This window comes from Bacteroidota bacterium (assembly GCA_018266755.1).
Taxonomy (GTDB): domain Bacteria; phylum Bacteroidota; class Ignavibacteria; order Palsa-1295; family Palsa-1295; genus JAFDZW01.
On sequence record JAFDZW010000002.1, the window covers coordinates 290,339 to 309,540 of the forward strand.

Annotated in this window: 14 protein-coding genes; 8 read left to right on the plus strand and 6 right to left on the minus strand. The window is 54.1% G+C overall.

Annotated elements, in window-relative coordinates; all coding sequences use genetic code 11:
• Positions 1–298: 298 nt before the first annotated feature.
• The 5 genes from JSS75_03760 to JSS75_03780 all read right to left on the minus strand — a co-directional run bounded on the left by JSS75_03760 (position 299) and on the right by JSS75_03780 (position 7,126).
• On the minus strand, positions 299–1,339 hold the full coding sequence (locus tag JSS75_03760) for a hypothetical protein (protein ID MBS1902797.1): 1,041 nt from the start codon (positions 1,337–1,339) through the stop codon (positions 299–301).
• 91 nt (positions 1,340–1,430) lie between these two features.
• The gene (locus JSS75_03765) at positions 1,431–2,645 is read right to left on the minus strand and encodes an ABC transporter permease (GenBank protein MBS1902798.1); all 1,215 of its coding nucleotides are present in this window, start codon (positions 2,643–2,645) and stop codon (positions 1,431–1,433) included.
• A gap of 45 nt (positions 2,646–2,690) precedes the next feature.
• Positions 2,691–3,014, minus strand: a complete 324-nt coding sequence (locus tag JSS75_03770; protein MBS1902799.1) for a hypothetical protein — start codon at positions 3,012–3,014, stop codon at positions 2,691–2,693.
• A 430-nt stretch (positions 3,015–3,444) separates the two neighbouring features.
• Complete coding sequence (locus JSS75_03775; protein MBS1902800.1) at positions 3,445–6,642, minus strand: M4 family metallopeptidase; 3,198 nt, start codon at positions 6,640–6,642, stop codon at positions 3,445–3,447.
• Between the two features lie 34 nt (positions 6,643–6,676).
• Complete coding sequence (locus JSS75_03780; GenBank protein MBS1902801.1) at positions 6,677–7,126, minus strand: hypothetical protein; 450 nt, start codon at positions 7,124–7,126, stop codon at positions 6,677–6,679.
• Positions 7,127–7,445: 319 nt separating this feature from the next.
• On the opposite strand from JSS75_03780, the gene JSS75_03785 reads away from it, so the two are divergent.
• The 8 genes from JSS75_03785 (at position 7,446) to JSS75_03820 (ending at position 18,310) form a co-directional block, all read left to right on the plus strand.
• A complete protein-coding gene (locus JSS75_03785) occupies positions 7,446–9,341 on the plus strand; it encodes an OmpA family protein (protein ID MBS1902802.1) in 1,896 nt (631 codons plus the stop codon).
• 182 nt (positions 9,342–9,523) lie between these two features.
• Entirely contained in the window at positions 9,524–10,408 is an 885-nt protein-coding gene (locus JSS75_03790) for a hypothetical protein (GenBank protein MBS1902803.1), read from the plus strand.
• A gap of 136 nt (positions 10,409–10,544) precedes the next feature.
• A complete protein-coding gene (gene mltG / locus JSS75_03795; GenBank protein ID MBS1902804.1) occupies positions 10,545–11,549 on the plus strand; it encodes an endolytic transglycosylase MltG in 1,005 nt (334 codons plus the stop codon).
• 589 nt (positions 11,550–12,138) lie between these two features.
• Positions 12,139–14,556 carry a T9SS type A sorting domain-containing protein gene (locus JSS75_03800; GenBank protein ID MBS1902805.1) on the plus strand — a complete coding sequence of 806 codons (2,418 nt, stop codon included), beginning with the start codon at positions 12,139–12,141 and terminating at the stop codon, positions 14,554–14,556.
• A 266-nt stretch (positions 14,557–14,822) separates the two neighbouring features.
• Positions 14,823–15,563 (plus strand): fatty acid desaturase, encoded by a 741-nt coding sequence (locus JSS75_03805; protein MBS1902806.1) that lies wholly within the window; start codon positions 14,823–14,825, stop codon positions 15,561–15,563.
• 264 nt (positions 15,564–15,827) lie between these two features.
• Positions 15,828–16,442, plus strand: coding sequence for a CDP-diacylglycerol--glycerol-3-phosphate 3-phosphatidyltransferase (gene pgsA, locus JSS75_03810; protein MBS1902807.1), 615 nt, complete (start codon positions 15,828–15,830; stop codon positions 16,440–16,442).
• 3 nt (positions 16,443–16,445) lie between these two features.
• Positions 16,446–16,991, plus strand: coding sequence for a phosphatidylglycerophosphatase A (locus tag JSS75_03815; protein ID MBS1902808.1), 546 nt, complete (start codon positions 16,446–16,448; stop codon positions 16,989–16,991).
• A 65-nt stretch (positions 16,992–17,056) separates the two neighbouring features.
• Entirely contained in the window at positions 17,057–18,310 is a 1,254-nt protein-coding gene (locus tag JSS75_03820; protein MBS1902809.1) for a competence/damage-inducible protein A, read from the plus strand.
• Positions 18,311–18,437: 127 nt separating this feature from the next.
• Here the strand turns inward: JSS75_03820 and JSS75_03825 are convergent, their stop codons facing one another.
• Complete coding sequence (locus JSS75_03825; protein MBS1902810.1) at positions 18,438–19,046, minus strand: T9SS type A sorting domain-containing protein; 609 nt, start codon at positions 19,044–19,046, stop codon at positions 18,438–18,440.
• Positions 19,047–19,202: the final 156 nt, after the last annotated feature.

Genomic DNA, 19,202 nt, shown 5'->3' on the forward strand with positions numbered 1-19,202 from the left:
TTTTTAGGGTGTGTCCTGAAAAAACTTCAAATTATCGGAATATTTTTTGAGAACTCGGCAATTTCCGTGCCGAACCCTGCAAACCCATACGAAAGAACCAGTTCCGAACGGCCCCAAGAGGCAACCTTGGCGCAATTTAAAGGGAGGAGTGTTGAAAAATGTGGAAAAGAGGGTGGGCGAAGGCCTCTAATCTTCGACTGTGAGGCGAAGATCAGCGTTTATCGACCTCCCTGGTTTGTGCTCGAATTCAAATGTAGCTCGGTGGTATCTGCTAAACAGCAAATCGAACGGATTCTCCTCAAGGCATAAGTGTTGTACCTAGGAGTCTTCTGTCGCTAGTCTGCAAAACGACAAATAGAGGAGAGCGCCGCCCCCCTGATAGACTGATGTGGATTTGGGAATGCTCGTCTACCGAACAAGAGCCGCAATCAATCGCAACTCCTCTGAGATCGTAGATCGAGTAGGACAGGGCTTCACAGATACTTGCGCTTGGCAGATTTATGAGACCGCCGTCAATGCTGAATCCGTAGTTCGATGTTAGAATCACTTGCACTCGCTGAGAGGCTGAGAATGTCTTGGCTTCAAGACTTTCGGGAACGTGAACGATGCTCAACCTAGCTAGATCGTCCCATTTCTGTATCCCAAGATACTCCCCGTCCTCATGAGATTCCTTCATTGCTCCATCTGCGTTAAATGGAAGTGTCTGGAAGACCGGGGGAGGATAGATGCGATCTTTTCCGAGTGAATTGCCGTGTAATGTGAACTCCAACCGCTCGAGCCTTAGCTGGGCAACATTCACATAACCTTTGCACGAGAAAGACTTGAGTACTGATATCGAGGTATCAACCCAATTGCATGTGTCAGAGAAATTGTCGACGCGCACGCTGGACACTTTTGAGATCTCAAACGGGATGACGCTACGAGGTCCAGTAGCTGCAGAAAGATCAGTGCGCCAGGAACAGCCCCAAACAGTCTCGCCCACGTTCTGGAATCCTATGCCGGGCGACGTCATCGCGAACTGCTGGCTATTGATGTAGAGGTGGAAAGCACTGAGCATTCTCGTATCGGGTTGGCCTGTCCCATTTGAGACAGAAACCAATCCTGATGAATACATCCCGCTATCACGGATATTGCACACGACAAGTGTATCACTCCACGACACCGTCCCTAGTACACTATCTTCTATCCTGACCACACCTGGAGTATCCCCAAATGAACCGACTATCCAGAGATGTGACTGCGCCTCGTCAACTTGGAGATAACTGATCCTCGGTGGCTGGGCGAACACTATTCCGCTATGCATGAGGAGAATTCCGGCGATCTGTAGTATGTGCTTCATCTGCATTTGTGGACGATCATGACAAACATACGACACGCACATTGATACCATACTCAGGGCAAAAGAAAATGACCGTTCCCCTCTGCGTCTCTCAGTCGTATCGCAACGCTTCGATCGGGTCGAGTTTGGCGGCTTTGCGGGCCGGATAAAAGCCGAACAGTAGCCCCACAGCCGTCGAAGCGAAGAACGAAAGGAGGATTGCTGACGGTGAAATCAATAGAATCCAGCCATTACTTTGTGCAAGGAGATAGCTTGCACCCACACCGGCACCGATCCCGATGAACCCTCCGAGGAGGCTCAGCGTCAGCGCTTCCGTGATGAATTGCATCATGATCGAAAACGGCTTCGCGCCGATGGATTTGCGGATACCGATCTCGCGGGTGCGTTCGGTTACACTCACAAGCATGATGTTCATGATCCCGATGCCACCGACAAGCAACGCGACGATTGCGGCATAGCGCAACAGATCGGTCAGTGTCTGATTGCTTGCCGCCGCAGCCTGCGCAATCTCGACCTGCGAACGAATACGGAAATCGTCGCCCTTCCCGGTGAGCCGATGTTGGATGCGGAGCATGTCCGTGATATCCGCGATCGCCGCATCGGTCACGGCGCTCGACGACGTGGTCACAAAAATATCGTTCAGCCAGGTAGTGCCCATGATGCGCTTCTGGACGGTCGATAACGGGCCGATGATCAGATCGTCCTGATCGAAGCCGTTTGCATTAAATCCTTTCGATTGCAGCACGCCGACGACCGTCAACGGCACGCCGGCAACACGGACTTCTTGCCCTACTGCGTGATCTGCATCCGCAAAGAGCTGCGTTGCAACGGTCGAACCGAGCACACACACTTTTTTCGAACCGGCGACATCCTGATCGGAAAAGAGCGACCCGACGTCGATCGTATAGTTGCGGATGCCGACGCATTTCGGCGTCGTGCCGATAATGCGGGTGTTCCAATTCTGATTCGAACCGATGGCCTGCACTCTGCCGTCCACCGACGGCTCGACCGCCGAAAGAAATGTCGAGCGTTTGAGCACCTCCGCATCTCGCTCGGTTAAATTAATATTGGCAGTGGAGGAAAAGCCGTTACGCTGGCTGGGCGCCGGATCGATCTGCAGCAAATTCGTACCCATCGAGTTGATCCGGTCTGCAATCTGCCGGGCTGCACCTTGCCCGATCGCATTCAAAGCGATGACCGATGCCACGCCGATGATAATGCCGAGCATCGTCAGCAGTGCGCGCGTCTTGTTCGACGCAAGCGCTGCCAGCGCCATGGAGATACTGTTGATCAGTTGCGTGAGCATGCGTCGTCTGTAAACGTAATTGACTCTCGTGCGCTTATACCACTCCTACGACAACTGAAGATAATGGGGGTGGGCGCTGAGATCCACTGCGAGCGAGCCGCCTGAAAATGACTGCACCTCCGGATATATTACAAGCGTGAGATTCAGTTGCCCAAGCGACCGCGTGATCGAATCGAATAAATGCGCCAGTTGCGACTGTGAGGAAGACGAGCGGAGCGTCAATGCGATTGCTGACGACGTAGATGTACCATTGACCTGCAACCGGTACGTTGGCGAGGTTCCGAGCGTGTCGGACATCCACATCAGGTTCTGGATGCTGTAGGCGTGATTAACTCCGTCTTTCGTGATGACTGTAAGTTTTCTGTCCATCTGCGTTGATACTGATACAGGTATATGCTTCGTCGGAACGGGTGGGGATGTCCCGTTATGGGTCGTATCTCGTTCTGAATGTATTGAACGATAGTCTTTCAGGGGGTACATACTGAACCATCCGCTCAGTAAGGTATTTCTCGCGAGTCACGACTCGTTACCACAGATACGAACCGAGGAAGAAAGAGTATCGTCGCTTCAAAAAAATTTCACCAAAAAAAACAAGGCGGCACAGAGCCGCCTTGTAACGAATCGTTGGGATCAGATTCGGTCGGTAGTGGCTCAGTTTGAAACGGTGTACGATCCTGTCATTCTGAGCGAAGCGAAGAATCCCTTGATGAAACCCTGTGAGGCTCCGCCAAAGGGATTCTTCGCTTCGCTCAGAATGACGATTGGAATACAGTCAACTCTGAACCACAACTATGTTGGGTCACTCCAATATTACTTTGAAGACCTCTTGGCCTTCCGCTGCTCGTACGCGGACAAAATAGGTGCCGGCCGCCAGGTTCGACCGGTCGAACCGAACGGCGTTCGCGCCTTCGCCGAACAACTGCGATGCAATCGAGCGAACACTGACTCCGAAGACATTGACGAGATCGACCGAAGCAACGCCTGCGGTCTTCTGAGTCCAGGTGATCGTCGCTTCGCGCTCGATGACGCTTGGTGTTGAGCGAAGTGCAAATTGTGAAACAGACTGCTGCTTGACATCCGCCGAGCCGCCATACAAAAACCAATATGGTTTGTGCAGTGCGAACGGGTATTGCAGGAATGTGATCTGCGAATTGCTATTGAGGAACATGAGCGAGTTGTTCTCGGCGCTGCTCCATGTAAGGAATGCATCGTCGGGCGAGAATGTCGGCCGGTCGCCATCGACAACCGCATTGCCGCCGATGGTTGCCGTTGTCGGCAGGTTGAGCGAACCGATCTGATTATTATCGAAGTCGGCGATGACGACATCCTCATCTCCGAGCGGATCGATGGAGTTGAATGCAACGAAGCCGGGATTTGTCGAGCTATAGGAGATATTTCCGATGTCGTAGCCGTATGGCTGTGATGGGACAAGGTTCGTGATCGTATATGCTCCCGTGCCGAAGAGCATCTCATAAATCGACCAATACCCGTATGTCGAACCGTTGACCTGTGCTTCCGAAAAACAGTCGAACGATAATTTAGGGTATTTGGCATTCGGACTCCAACTGATGACATCCGGATAGTCGATCGCGGAGACCGTGGTGTTATCCGCGGCAATCTCCAGCGGGAAGCGGCTCACGACCGAACCGTCGAAGATGTAGATATTCGGATCTTTCGCATAGGCCGACGAAAGTGCGACCACCGACTCATCGGGTGCAACGGCGACATTCCACAAATCGCCGTCGGATTGAATATGCACAGTTGAGAACGAGTGAACCGTACCGACACTATCGGTGAAACACAGATGGCCGTTCGGGTCGATGAACCAGATCGTCTTCCCGTCTCGCGGAGTCGTCAGGACCGAGCGGCTTGCACCGCCGTCCGAGACACGAGCGACTGCCGCAGCGCTATTGAAGAGCGAAGCGTTGCCGGAAGCGACATCGACAAAGCCGATCTGACCACTGGTCGTTTCGAATGCGATGTAGTTCGAGCCTCCGGTTTGCGGCTGGAGCTTGTCATCCGTCCCGCCTCCGCCACCTCCGTTATCGAAGATCTGAACCTGGTCGAATGCATTCTTTACCGCATTCACCTCCGTCCCGCTCGCACCGAAGAGGTCGGTCGCAGCACTGACAAGCGAGCGGCGTGCATCGAGAAATTGCGCATCACGCGTGAGGTACTTCGTGAGGGCACGATAATAGATTTTCTGCGATTTATCCCGGCCGATCGCCTGAATAATAATCGCGGCAGCATGGTTCGGAATGCCGCTGTTAATATGCACCCCGCCATTATCGCTATTGAGATCGAGCTGTTGGAATTCTGACATCGTTGCCGGTTGATCGGACAACGCCTGTGCACTGTGCGGGTTTGCCAGATCGCGCAAACATGTCTTCCCGGTGGACGCAAGCATCACCTGCTCGCCGACCGTCAGATTCGATGGATCGATCATGACCCCAAATACATCCGACATCGACTCGTTGAGTGCGCCCGATTGATACTGATAGACGAGATTCGCCGAGTTCTCGGTCACCCCATGCGTCATCTCATGGCCCGCAACATCGAGTCCGCCGGCAAGCGGTTTGAACTCGTTCTTGCCGTCGCCGTAGACCATGATCTTGTCACCGCCGTTCCAATAGGCATTATCCATTCCTTCGCCATTGCTCGTGACGTGGATGATCGAATTGATCACTCCATTTTTGTCGTCGATCGCATTGCGCGAGAACGTGGAGTGATAATAGTTATATGCAACGCTCGTATTATAGTGAGCCGAGACAGCAGTTGCATCCTGCCACGAGTTGTTCGATGTTACGTTGTGATAGATGGTCGCATTTTGCGCGTAATCTGCACTGCGCAGGTTCAGCGTCAAGGCGCCGCCGCTGGGCTGATCGGGCAGCTTTGATGCCCCGACATTCAGACTCGGCAGATCCCAGATCATGTAGTAATTCCCATCATCATGATGGTACGTCCGGAAGTTGCGCGTGACGCCGTTGAGGTCGGTACCGCTCGCATCGGTGAACGATCCTTCCGGCATCGACAAGGGGCGGTTGCTGGAGAGTGCCAATGACGGGAATGTCACTCGCGGAGGCGTTGCATGCTCCGGTAGCAGGCTACAGAAATGATCGAAGCGCTCGATGATCTCCCCCGTCGTTGCATCGATGATATAGTAGTAGGATTGCAGAATATTCGCGACAACCGATACTTCGTATGCCAATCGCGGCGCACGACCTTCAACCGGAAAGAGTACGAGTGTCGCCGTCGGATAACTCGAAGATGCAAGCACGGACGAGTTGCCGGATACCGACGCCCACTCGCCTTTTGCTTGCAGGTCGGCAATGGCAAGCACTTCGGCTGCTTCCGCACGCAATCCCGGTACCGTGTTCACACCGCGCGGAGTCGGCTCATAGGTCCCGTTGATGATCGTTGCCTCGCCTTGTGCGTCGAAGTGCACATAGATGTCGCGGTTCCATACCGGGACACTATTATAATACTGTGCGAAACGAACGTGCTCCTGTCCGAGCTCGTCGCGGGTGTCGCCGATCTGGCGCAGTTCGGTCGCAGGATCGTCGAGACGCAGGTATTCTTTCACGTTCTGCAACACCGAGATCGCCGATGGCTTGGAAATCGATTGTGTTGTGGGTGCACTGGTTTTCGTACGAGCATGCCACATCCAATTTGCAGTGCCGTTCGCGGCGCGTGCCATACGCCATACCTCGATTGGGGTGTGGTGTTGTGAGGGGACTGGGTCTATCGTCCCGCTCGCGATCGGTGCGACGATCTCCTTCGGTACGGTAGTAATGATATCGGCAGCCTCTCGAAGCTTTTTCGATCCGCGACGCTGGTCGATATATTGCTTGAGGTTTGAGATGGTCGGGATCTTCGAGACCTCCAACCCTTTCAATGTACGAGGGTCCTTGTGCATGCGCTCTTGCGCATGTGCCGGGGATAGAATAACGGCCACGAGCGATAGGCCGATCGCATTGTGAATGATCGTTCTTACCATGCTATGTTCTCCTGTTGATGCGAAACGGTGGATGCTACGGGTGCAGTTGTCGCGAGACATACATCATGACCAGCCGGTAGAATACGGAAAGCTCCGGCGGGCCTCCTTCCGGGCTATCAGCCCAAGAGAGTCGATGTGGGCTCGGCAACGAGTGCTCGACAAAAAAAGTCATGTTCCCACTCTTGTCATACTGTAGACCGGTGAAACCGATCTCGTCAAGGTAGCGGAAAAAGAATTCAACGGAATCCGGGGTCGTCATTGACCGTGCAAGCACCGAATCTTTTGCTGTGGCAGTAGAACGCATCCACGACGCAACTTCACCGGTACGGGTAATACGAAATCCTGAATACGCACCGCTGAATCCGCCCCCATTCCCAATCGTGATAATATCGTTCGGGTCTGGCTTTGAGGATTTGCCACCGGCACATCCGATGACGGCAGTTGCAACAAGACAGGTGAGGAAAATAAATGTGTTCTTCTTCATTATGTTCAAATCTGATCTATCACAAATATATGAAGATTCTACCGAATGTGATAGAGCCGAATGTTGAGTTCGCACTTCTACGGGGACCGGAAAAAGTGTTTCGTTCGTTATGGTGGTAAAAAGTGGAAAATAGTGGAATTATCCTGAATTATTGTCGTTTTCTCACCAGAAGCGCCAGATTGACGAACGGGTAGGTCCAATCCTGTATGAACAAGAATTCACAGAGGTTGGTGTTACCCATTCTTCGTTCGGGCGTAATTGAAGCAGTATTGTTCATTCATTTCACCCCGTGTCGATGAAAAAACATCAGCGTACACTTGTGAGATCGACGCTACTCGTTCTCGCACTACTTCTCACCACCTCGACTACGTTCGCGCAAAGCCAACCGGACGAAACCGCCACGAAACCGATCACCTATCCGCACCGACTTACCCTCGGACTCGGCGCCGGGATCAATATGAACTTTGCATCCGGCACGTACACCGACAGCTTGAACAACTATTCAAGCGGGTTCGGTGCTGCACCGACGTTCTTCGCAATGCTCGAGATCCCGCTTGCTGAGAAGTGGATGCTCGTCCCGAGACTCCACTATAGTGACTATAGCGGATCGTTCAGCGACGGTACGCCCATCAATTCGACTGCCAGCCAGGTTAAGAACTTCGCCTACAATGTTCAGACCATCGGCCTGGACATCCTCGGCAAGTATGCGGTGCTGGATAATTTTCATATTCTCTTCGGACCGTCGATCGGGACGATGATCAAGAAAACATACGCCCACGGCACCTCGAGCGATGCCAGCTCTTCGAGCAAGGATCTTCCAGGCACCGGCAGTGTCTATGCGACGATCGGCGCAGGAGTCGGCTATGACATCCCGATCAATGACAAGCATACCGTTTGGCTGACACCGGAATTGTTCTATAGCTTCCCGCTGACAAACCTCGGCGGTTCGAACGGCGACCTGAAGGTCTCGACGCTTCGTGCAGGGCTTTCGGTGAAATTCGACCTCGGCAGTGATGACAAACCCTCCGAGCCGGCGCCGGCTGCACCGCAAATCAGTGTGAGTGCAAAAGGTGTTCTGCCGAACGGCGATGCAACGAACGATCCGGTCGTCGCGGAGCAAGTGACCCGTACCCGGGCATCGATGCCGCTGCTGCCATATATCTTCTTCGACTACAATAGCGCGGAAATTCCCCAACGTTATACCCGCAGCGGCTCGACCGGCTTCAGCCCCGAGATGCTCACCGGGAAGGATGAACTCGAAGCCAACCATGCGGCACTCGATGTCTATGGATTTCGCATGAAGCAGTACCCCGATGCCGTCATCAAGATCACCGGGACGAATTCCAACAGCGGCAAAGAACGCGACAATATCGAGTTGTCCCGCCTGCGTGCGATGGCAGTCCGTGATTACCTCGTCAAGACCTGGAACATCGACCCGAAGCGCATCATCGTCGATCAGCGCAACCTGCCGGAGCTTCCGACGAACCCCGTCACAAAGGCCGGTATGGAAGAAAACCGTCGCGTGGAGATCACCTCCAGCGACAACCGAATCACCGAGCCGGTGAAGATCGAACATAAAGAGTCGATGCCAGTCGGGGAAACTCTCGTTCGGTTCGAGAACAATGTTAATGCGGATGCGCGGACGAATATCGTTCGTTGGGAAATCACCACGGACCAGAACGGTACACCCTTGGGTGCTGCCGACAGCGGCAAAGGCACCCCGCCACGCATCGTGACGCTCAAAGTACCGAACGCCAGCGCCTACGCCGGACAGCCGTTCCATTATACGATGAACGTCTATGATGCCGATGGCAAGAAATATTCCACGGACGGAATGTCCCGCATCGTCAACAAACCGGTACAGAACGACAAACTCGAGAAGTACGGAATGCTGTCGTTCGATTTCAATCTATCGGAGATCAACCAACGTGCACAGCAGATGATCGGCCTCATCGGAGAGTCTATCTCACGCGATGCAACGGGCGTGACCGTTACCGGCTATTGCGACAATACCGGCGCCGACGATTACAACCAGGCACTATCGGAAGCCCGTGCCGACGAGGCGATGAAGACCTTGAAGCAAGTGACGAAACTTCCTGCCAATTCCAACGTCACCGGTATGGGAAAACGCAACCCGAAGTTTGTCAACGAACTGCCGGAAGGCCGCATGCTCAACCGACGTGTCGAGGTGGCCATTCAGAAGTCGAACAAGTGACAATAGAATAGAAAGTGTTAGGATCCAACCAACGCGGTTAGATTCGTTTCATTGGTGAACGGGTCGGGAAAGTAATTCACTTTCCCGACCCTTTCATTTGTAGCCTCCCCAATCCTGCTTCTGTGCGTCACGTCTTTCCCTCACTTATTTTTGTCCGTATTCATCCATCGTGACCCAAAGCTATGATCGTCGTCGATTCAAACCAGGCCGAACTTCCGAACTTCGATAAGATGTGGAATTACGGCGACCCTTCCGCTACCCGTGCCAAATTCCTCGAGGTGCTGCCAAAGGCCGAGAAGTCAGGCAATACTGAATATCTTGCTGAGCTGCTGACCCAGATCGCCAGGACGTATAGCCTGACAGGAAAATTCGACGAGGCCCATGCGACGCTCGACCGGGCCGACAAACTCATCTCCGATACAATGCAACTGGCTCGTGTCCGATACCTTCTCGAACGGGGCCGAACATTCAATTCGTCGAACCAGATCGATACTGCCCGACAGCTGTTTTTCGAAGCGGCGAACCTCGCCATGCAATACCATATCGACCTGCATGCAGTCGATGCAATACACATGGTGGCCATCGCGCAACCCGATCCGAAGGACCAGATCGAGTGGAACTTGAAGGGCATTGCGATGGCGGAGCCAAACGAGAAACTGCACGGATGGCTCTGGGCCCTATACAATAACATTGGCGAAAGTTATCTTAAGCTTCGTGACTTTTCCAATGCGTATCAATACTTCCACAAACTTGCTCAATACCAAACCAAGCGAGTCGGCAAGGCTGATATGTATACCGAGAAGGACGAGGCCAAATGCCTCCGACTCCTCGGCAAGCCCGCCGATGCCTTGGCTCTGATGCAGCCATACTATTCGAAGTTCGCCGAGGCCAAGACACCCGACGGCTATATCAGTTGCGAGTATGCCGAAGACCTCGAAGCCCTTGGCCGACACGGCGAAGCCAAACCAATTTTCTCCGAAGCCCTGCAGCTTCTGGAGAGGGATGACTGGTTCATCAATAATGACAAGGAACAATTGGAACGACTGAAGCACTTTTCCTCCCACTGATTTCATCACGTCATTCTGAGAGAGCGACCGCGACCGAAGAATCCCTTCGGTACTGTACGGATTATTGAGGCAATCCTCAAGGGATTCTTCGCTTCGCTCAGAATGACAATAGTATGTTGAGTTTTCAACTCTCTGAATGAAGCGAATTTCTGCCATCGTCGCCGCCATTGCCGTTCTCGGTTTGGCTATCGTGCTTGCTGCTCTGTTCTGGAAGAACCCGTCCGGACCGAAGGAGGAGGTCCTGATCCATGTTCCGAAAGGAGCAACGCTCAGCAGTGTGACCGATTCGCTTGTCAAGTATGACTTGATCCGTTCCAAACTCCTGTTCAAGATCGCTGCGAAGTTCGAAGGTGCTTCGTCTGCCTTGCAGCCCGGCAGTTACCGGATGGTCCATGGGTTGTCGAACATCGACATCCTGACCCGCCTCCTCGGTACCGAATTCTCCATCGTCTTCGAGGCGACATTTCCCGAAGGGTCCACCATTCGCAAAGTAGCATCCATTGCGAAAGAGAAGTTGGGACTCGACTCTGCGATGATCGTCAAACTTGCCCGTGATACCGCCTTCATCCATTCTGCCGGTGTGCCGAATGCAGCCCGCACCGCCGAAGGTTATCTCTTCCCCGATACCTACCGCTTCTACCTGATGATGACACCGCAGGAATTACTGAAGCGAATGGTCTCGAGATTCCATGAAGTCGTCAGCGATTCGCTGCTGGTCGGAGCGAAGGACCTTGCGATGACCCCGACCCAATTCCTCACGTTCGCATCGATCGTCGAAGCCGAAGCACAGCGAGCCGACGAACGAGATACCATTGCCGGTGTGTACTTCAACCGATTGAAGATCGGCATGAAGCTCGATGCCGACCCGACTGTTCAATACGGCCTCGGCCTTTCGCGGCCCATTACGCATGACGATCTGTTGAAGGATAACCCATACAATACCTATCTCAATACCGGCCTGCCGCCCGGACCGATCAACAACCCCGGCAAAGCAGCCATCGTAGCGGCGTTGCATCCGGCCCACCACGACAAACTCTACTTCGTAGCCCGCCGCGACGGCAGCGGTGGTCATTACTTTTCAAAGAACATCGCAGAGCAAGAGAAAGCGATCAAGCAGTCGAATCGGAACCAAGCGAATTAGTGGCTGAGTGCGGCCTCGACGAATGGATCATCGAATCTTCCGCCCGATCGCCGACCATCACCGTCAGCTCCCCATGCCGCATCGGCACATTCTTGCAAAACGCCGCCCCCTCAGTCGACAAACGTAAGTCGGATTGCTTCGAGTGTTTCATGGGAGTATTGTTGATGTGTGAAAAGAATTGATCGACCTGCGGACCCGGTTAGCTTTGGTATTGTCGGAAGCTGACCGCAATACCGATTGATGATACCAAGCAAGGGGGATAGAAATCACCCGACATAAATAGCAATATATTGTTACAATCTGTTTTCCTCATTGTCATCACAACATACCAAATAGCCGTCCGATAACCGTAGGCACTGAGCAGATCGAGCACGCTTTTGTTGACACTTAGTGCAAATGGGGGCCTATGTGTCACAATACATGCAGGCCCTGTGTCATCACATGTAAGAAACCACTGAGCAAATCTGGAATGAGAAATCTTGTCTGGTCCATAATCGCAATGCTATTGCTATGTCTGACCTTCCCGAATCGCAATCAGGCGCAATCCATACAAGATAAGGATTGGTCTTCAGCATTCGGCTGTCCAACAGTGACGGTACGCTCGTTCGACACGCCGTCTTCCTCACAAATCTTCCTCAACTACCATGATACGTTATTGATCGGCGGTCCGCTGTTAGAGTATGGTCAGCAAATTCTCTCCGGTGTCTATCGGGTGGACGGAAATTCGCTCATCCCCTTCCGGGGAACCGGGTCGCTGAGCTTTGGCGAACATGGCATTATTCGCTGTATGGCCCTAGACTCAACCGGCCGACTCATCATTGGAGGTTTCTTTGATTCAGTCGACGGGCAGCCTGCCAGCAACATCGCATTCTTCGACGGTACGCAGTGGCAACCACTCGGAGGGGGTGTCGCGCAACCGGTGATCGGCATCGCGTGCTCGAAGAACCACATCTTCGCCATGTCTGAGGGCGAGGCATCGATCTCAGAATGGGATGGTGCGTCATGGAAGAAACCAGCGAATCAACAAGGAGAGTACTTCAGCCAGATCTGCATCTTCAATGGACGCTTGTTTGGCGTGCATAGCGGATGGCTTGTCAGTTGGGACGGATCAAGTTGGACCGACCACACCGAGCACTTCCAGAATCACAGTGACAGGGTCTTCATTACGGGGATCGCCCCGCTACGGGGTATGCTATATGTTGCTGGTGCCTTCGATAGTGTCGACGACAAGCCATCGCGATGGCTCGCCACCTTCGACGGTACGAGTTGGGGCGTGTTTCCCGGTGCAGATCGTATTCCGTCGAACGCCGTCGGGGGAGTCGTCACTGAACAGACAGACGGGCGATATGTTTACTTTGACTTCGATGCAGATGCTGCCTCTGCAGTCACTTCGGGTGCTATTCTAACGGGAAATGGAGTTCGTTGGGATGGTGCACGATGGAGCGCAGCCCCGCCGTACTCGCGATTAGACGGCGCCGTCTGCGAATACCATGGCAAGTTGTTCGGTCTTGCAGAGCAGGAAGGAATCTGGTGGGCCGACTCTGTGTCGCACGGAGCACTTCGGCGATCAGGACAAGCAGGATTAGCACCGTACGTCCGAGGTCTCGTTCGCTCAGGCGAAAGGATATTTGCAACAGGACGTTTCACGTTCGTCGATACATCCGGACCGGCAACATGGAGACTCCCATATCGCTACGATGCTCTCATGCAGTTTGACGGCACGACATGGCACCGCCTCTATTTCTGCGATTCGGTAGGTGAAGCGCTGAACTCGAATATCATGATCGACGGCATGATTGCTCATGATTCAAACATCTACATATTCGGTGGGTTTGAACGTTTCCGTGATCGAAGAACCGATGGCCTGATACGATTCGATGGTAGTAACTGGTTTACCTACCACGATCCTGCACTCGATACGAACGTCGTCTTCCGCAACTTCCCCAGTGCCCTGGCCGTCGATTCATCCGGATCAGTGTTTGCCGCATTCGAGGCCCAGAGTCAGTTCGCCACGCTGACGAAGTGGAATGATACGAGATGGGACACGATCCCATCCCCGTTCCCGATTCATACGTCAGATAATCCCATAGTTATCACGGGCTCGTCGGAGGGATTCTACCTCGTTAGCACCTCATACGCTCCTGCAGTCTACTACTGGACAGGGAGCACCTGGGACACGATACTTCCCCCGGGGTCAGTGCTCACGCTTCGCTACGACTCTATCTATCAACGAACCGACACACTGGAAGCATACATCGGGTTGGCCAGATGGCACAATGGGAAGTTGTTCATTGCCGGGCAATTCAATCATGTCAATGGAGTACCCGCGACTGGGACGTGTTTCCTGAACGGGCATAGTGTCGAGTTGCTTGGCACGGGGGTATCGTACGACCCGATTCATCCCTTGGCCACACGGGAGTGCAGCGGGGACTGGGACGTGGCGTTTGATAAGAACGCGATCTATCTCGCCGGTTCGTTCAACATGGTCAATGGAGAGAACACGTACGGGGTGGCCGCATGGGATGGTACTCGCTGGTGGCCGATGGGCAGCGGACTTCGCAACATTGATCGACAGTCGTACGCGCAAGATGAGTATAGCGGGTGCGGAAGCGGTATAGTCGTTACCGATTCCGGTTGCATAGTCAGCGGATTCTTTCAACGCGCCGGGGGCAAACCTGCATATAATCTCGCCGGTTGTCGCATTGATCCGAATTTCGCGTCGGCGACAGTTGCTCGGGCGGCACAAGCCCGCGGGGCGCAGATCGTCGTGTGGCCTGACCCATGCAATGCGAGCACAGTCCTGACAGGATCAGATTCGGTCACACCCACCAAACACATACGGATCTTTAACATGGCAGGTCAGGATTGTACCTCGATCGTCAGTATCTCCCATACGCAACAATCGGGGCTGTCACTTGATGTGCACCTTCTTCCTCCCGGTCAGTATTCTATCCAGACCTCCGATGGTGATGAGCACGCATCGGGAAAGTTCAGCGTGGTTCGTTAGTTGCCGACCGTATGAGAGACTTGGCGATCGCATCCAAGCAATCCGTCTGAACTCGGATTCGTCGGATTAATGGATTTGTGGGATTGGCTGCATCAGGGCTCGATTTGGCATCAGTTTCGGGCATTACGTGCGGCTGCGTCAAGAAATCCGATGAATCCCTGAATCCGACGAATCCAAGTTCAGACAACCATTCCCCCCTCCCCTGCGTTATCATTCACCTACCACCGAACCATCGTTTTGTTTCTGTTTCTATTCTTCTTGTTCTAATGGATCTTTCGTTTCTCTTGAATACCTGGTGGGGCGCGCTGATCGTGATCGTTGTCGCGGGCCATTTTTCCATCATGTGCACGTCGTTGTACCTGCACCGTTCCCTGACGCATCAAGCCATCACGTTCCACCCCATCGCGGCATTCCCGATGCGGTTGTGGCTATGGCTCTTTACCGGCATGTCGGCCAAGCAATGGGTCGCCGTGCACCGGAAACACCACGCCCATTGCGAGACCGATGAAGATCCGCATTCGCCGGTCGTTCACGGTTGGGCACAGATCCTGTTCCTTGGCGTAAAGTATTACCGTAAGGCGTATCAGGATCCTGAGACGATCGAGAAGTTCGGCAAGGGCGTCCCGAACGATTTCCTGGAGCGCTTCCTCTTTGAGCCGACCAAGTACATCGGGCCGTTCGTGCTCCTCGGCATCTGCATGATGCTGTTCAGCTATTGGGGTGTGCTCGTGTGGGGCGGCATGGTCATCTGGGTACCGTTCTGGGCTGCGGGCGTTGTCAACGGCCTCGGACATACGATCGGTTATCGCAACTTCAACGTCGAGGATCAAAGTCGTAACCTCAGCCCGATCGGCCTGCTGCTGAGCGGCGAAGAGCTTCATAACAACCACCACAAGCATCCGTCGAGCGCGAAGTTCTCGGAGAAGTGGTTCGAGTTCGACATGGGCTGGGCCTATATCCAGTTGCTCCGCGGTCTCGGGCTGGCGAAGCTGCGAGTGGCGAACTGAGTCTGAGTAATTAGAAATTAGGAGTGTAGAACGGCTCGGGGCACCCCGGGCCGTTTTTGCTTTAAGGGGTGTCATTCTGAGGAGTGGCTTTAGCCCGACGAAGAATCCCTGCGGGTGTGCACAGAAGTTCGTGGCACACCCGAAGGGATTCTTCGCTTCGCTCAGAATGACGGGCATCGCCATTCTTCTTTCCTGATTCCTCATTCCTAATTCCAGATATCCTCCCCAAAACTACCTCTCCGCCCCTGTTGTTGCCTTGTGCGAATGAGCTTACCGAACCAGCTGACGGCCCTTCGGATCGTGCTCGCACCGCTATTCTATATCTTGTTTGCGGTCGCGGCGCCGCCGCATTACGGCTGGGCAGTCGGCGTGTTCATCGTTGCGGCTGTGACGGATTGGTACGACGGCTACTTCGCGCGGCGCCTCGGCAAGATGACGCCATTCGGTGCGTTCTTCGATCCGCTGGCCGATAAAGTGCTGACCTCCGTCGCGTTCGTCGCGTTCGCCGCAACGGGCCTCGTGCCATGGTGGTGCGTAGTGCTGATCGTGTTGCGCGATGTGTATCTGACGGTTTTTCGCATGGCGGCCGATTCGCTGCGCCAGTCCATCCGCACGACGACGTTCGCAAAGTACAAGACCTTTTTCCAAATGGCGTTCATCTCGTACGTGCTGCTTGTCCTACTCGCGCGCGAAGGAGATTTCGGCACGGCGCTCGCGAACACAGCGGGCATGCTGATGCAGCAAGAATGGCTGCTACCGATCACGCTGCTCGTAACGTCGCTTACGCTATTGACGGCGTTGAAGTATTCGTTTGATAATTCGGCGGTGCTCTCGCGCATCATGAACCGCTACATCCTCGGCAAATCAACGCAAGCGTAACTCATGGCAGAATACAGCGCACTCGCAAAAGCACGCACGCGGCTCTGGAAGCCGATGAGTCCGAAGATGAAAGACGTCCCAATGTGGGCACTCTTGATCGGCTCCTTCGGCTTTGCGGGTTTGTCGCCGGTCTCGAGCGGGACGGTCGGCAGCTTGGTTGCCGCTGTGCTGTACTACTTCATCCCGACGCTGCAGCATTTGGGCTTTCTTGCTGTGGCGTGCTTCTTGGTCTTTATCCCTGGCGTTGTGGCGACGGACGTGATCGAGTTGAAGCTCGGCGAACACGATCCGTCGGTCGTGGTGATCGACGAAGTGCTCGGCCAGTGGATCGCGCTTTTCACCTGGACCTATGCAGGCGACCCGATCTACGTCGTGATCGCGTTCGTGATGTTCCGCTTCTTCGACATCTTCAAAGTGTGGCCGGCGTCGCTCTTCGAGAAACGCAACGGCGGTTCTGCCGTAATGCTCGACGATGCCGTCGCCGGCGTGTGGGCGAATATCGCGACACACTTAGCGATGATGTTGTATGTCGTAGTCAGGGGCCAGTAGTCAGAGAAGACGGCCGGCCTACTATCCTGACTACTGGCTACTCACTACTGACTACGACCGACCAAATGCTTTCAGCAGCCATTCTTTCCATCGGCGACGAGCTCCTCATTGGGCAGGTCGTCAACACCAATGCTTCGTATCTGAGCCAGCAACTCAACGCCATCGGCGTTGACGTGACGTCCGTCGTTACCGTCGGCGACGATGCCGTACAGTTACGTCGCGCCATCGACCGCGCGTGGAAGGAGCACGACGTCGTCATCGCCACCGGCGGCCTCGGCCCGACGCACGATGACATCTCGAAGCATATCGTCGCGAAGTACTTCAAGAAGCAATTGCATCTCGACAAGGCTACGCTCAGGCGCGTCAAGGCCCGCTTTGTCGCCTACGGCTACAAGCGCATGCCGGAAGCGAACATCGGACAAGCGATGGTCCCCGACGATTTCGAAGCGCTCGCGAATGCGCGTGGCACCGCTCCCGGACTCTGGTATCACACCAAAGGCAAGACATTCGTCATCCTCCCGGGCGTGCCGCATGAGATGAAGCACCTGACCGAAACGCATCTCATCCGCCGCTTCAAGCAGATCTATGCGAAGAAGCTCGGTGCCGTTATTTTACATCGCACAGTGCTGACGACCGGCATCGGCGAATCTGCATTAGCGGAGAAGGTCGGGAATGTGAAGGATTTCCTCGAAACCGGCGCAACGCTCGCATTTTTGCCCAAGACAAGTGGCGTGCGCCTGCGCATCAGTGTTCGCCATGAGAGCGAGCGCACGGCCAACGCAATCATCGCGCGCATCGAGAAGAAGATCCGCGAGCGCGTCGGCACTGCGATCTTCGGCACGGAAGAGCAGACGCTCGAAGAAGTTGTGGTCGGTTTGCTTCGCGCGAAGAAGAAGACGCTTGCGACAGCCGAAAGCTGCACGGGCGGAATGCTTTCGATGCGCATCACGAATGTGAGCGGTTCGTCGAAGGTCTTCGAAGGCGGCGTGATCTCGTATTCCAACGAAGCGAAGATGCGCGAGCTCGGCGTCCCCGCCGCCATCATCAAGAAGCACGGCGCTGTGAGCGAAGAGACAGCCCGCGCGATGGCCGAAGGTGTACGCAAGAAGTTCGGTACCGACTACACGCTCGCCATTACCGGCATTGCAGGTCCAGACGGCGGTACGAAAGAGAAGCCCGTCGGCACCGTGTACATCGCCCTTGCAAGCAAGAAACAAACACTCGTCAAGCTCGCCCACTTCGGCGGCGAACGCCAGATCGTCCGCGAACGATCAGCCGACGCAGCGTTGGAGATGCTGCGGCGCGCACTGCTTTTGTAGGGCATTCGCTAATCCCTCTGTGCAGATCTCCGAGCAAAGAAGCAATCATTGCGCTCGATTACCTTGTCTGCGAACGCTTATTCGATACCGGGAAGGAGATACTCAGAACAATAATTCGACAAGCTTACTATCTGCTAACGACGAACTTCGAGGTAATTAATTGCCCACGATCGGTTTCGAATACAATCGAATAGACACCCGGTGATAGGGCGGATAAATCCACTGTCGTTGTCGAACTGCCCGACACCATACGCATTGTCACTTGCCGACCGAGTAGGTCGTAGAGTCGATACCGCACCGCATCGAGCGGCACTGAAACCGTCACGGTCCGTACTGCAGGATTTGGATACATCGCGAAGCTGCCTATTGCTCGCTTCGTTGCCACTTCATTCTGACCGGACCATTGACCTTGTGCGATTATGGCTTGCCCGGGTGCATACAACGGGAATGCCTGGAAGCATGCAATAATGTGCCGATCGGATGTAACGGCCAATCCTTGGGTTAAACCGAAATTGTAGTTTGTGTCGAGTAGTGCCGAGTCCAGTTGCCACGTGGCTCCCCGATCGAAGCTCACGAACAGGCTGCTATGTGCATTCCCGCCCGCGATCACAGTGTCCGATGTTAGCGGGGTGCTACAAGTGGTCCCGCCGCCATACCAATATGATCGGCATACATACGGTGTTCCCCAATGCTTGCCGCCATCCACCGTACGTATGATAAAGCAATAGCCAGGCATTGTATCCAGTTGGTCTCCTTCACGCCCCCATTCTCCGTACGCCAATATTGTATCACCCAAACCAAAGGTACAGCGATTTACAAACTTACTTTGCCAATGCTTGTCAATAGTGGAGTCAAATACCATCCGAGTGGAGTCTACCGTACGGAATGTGTC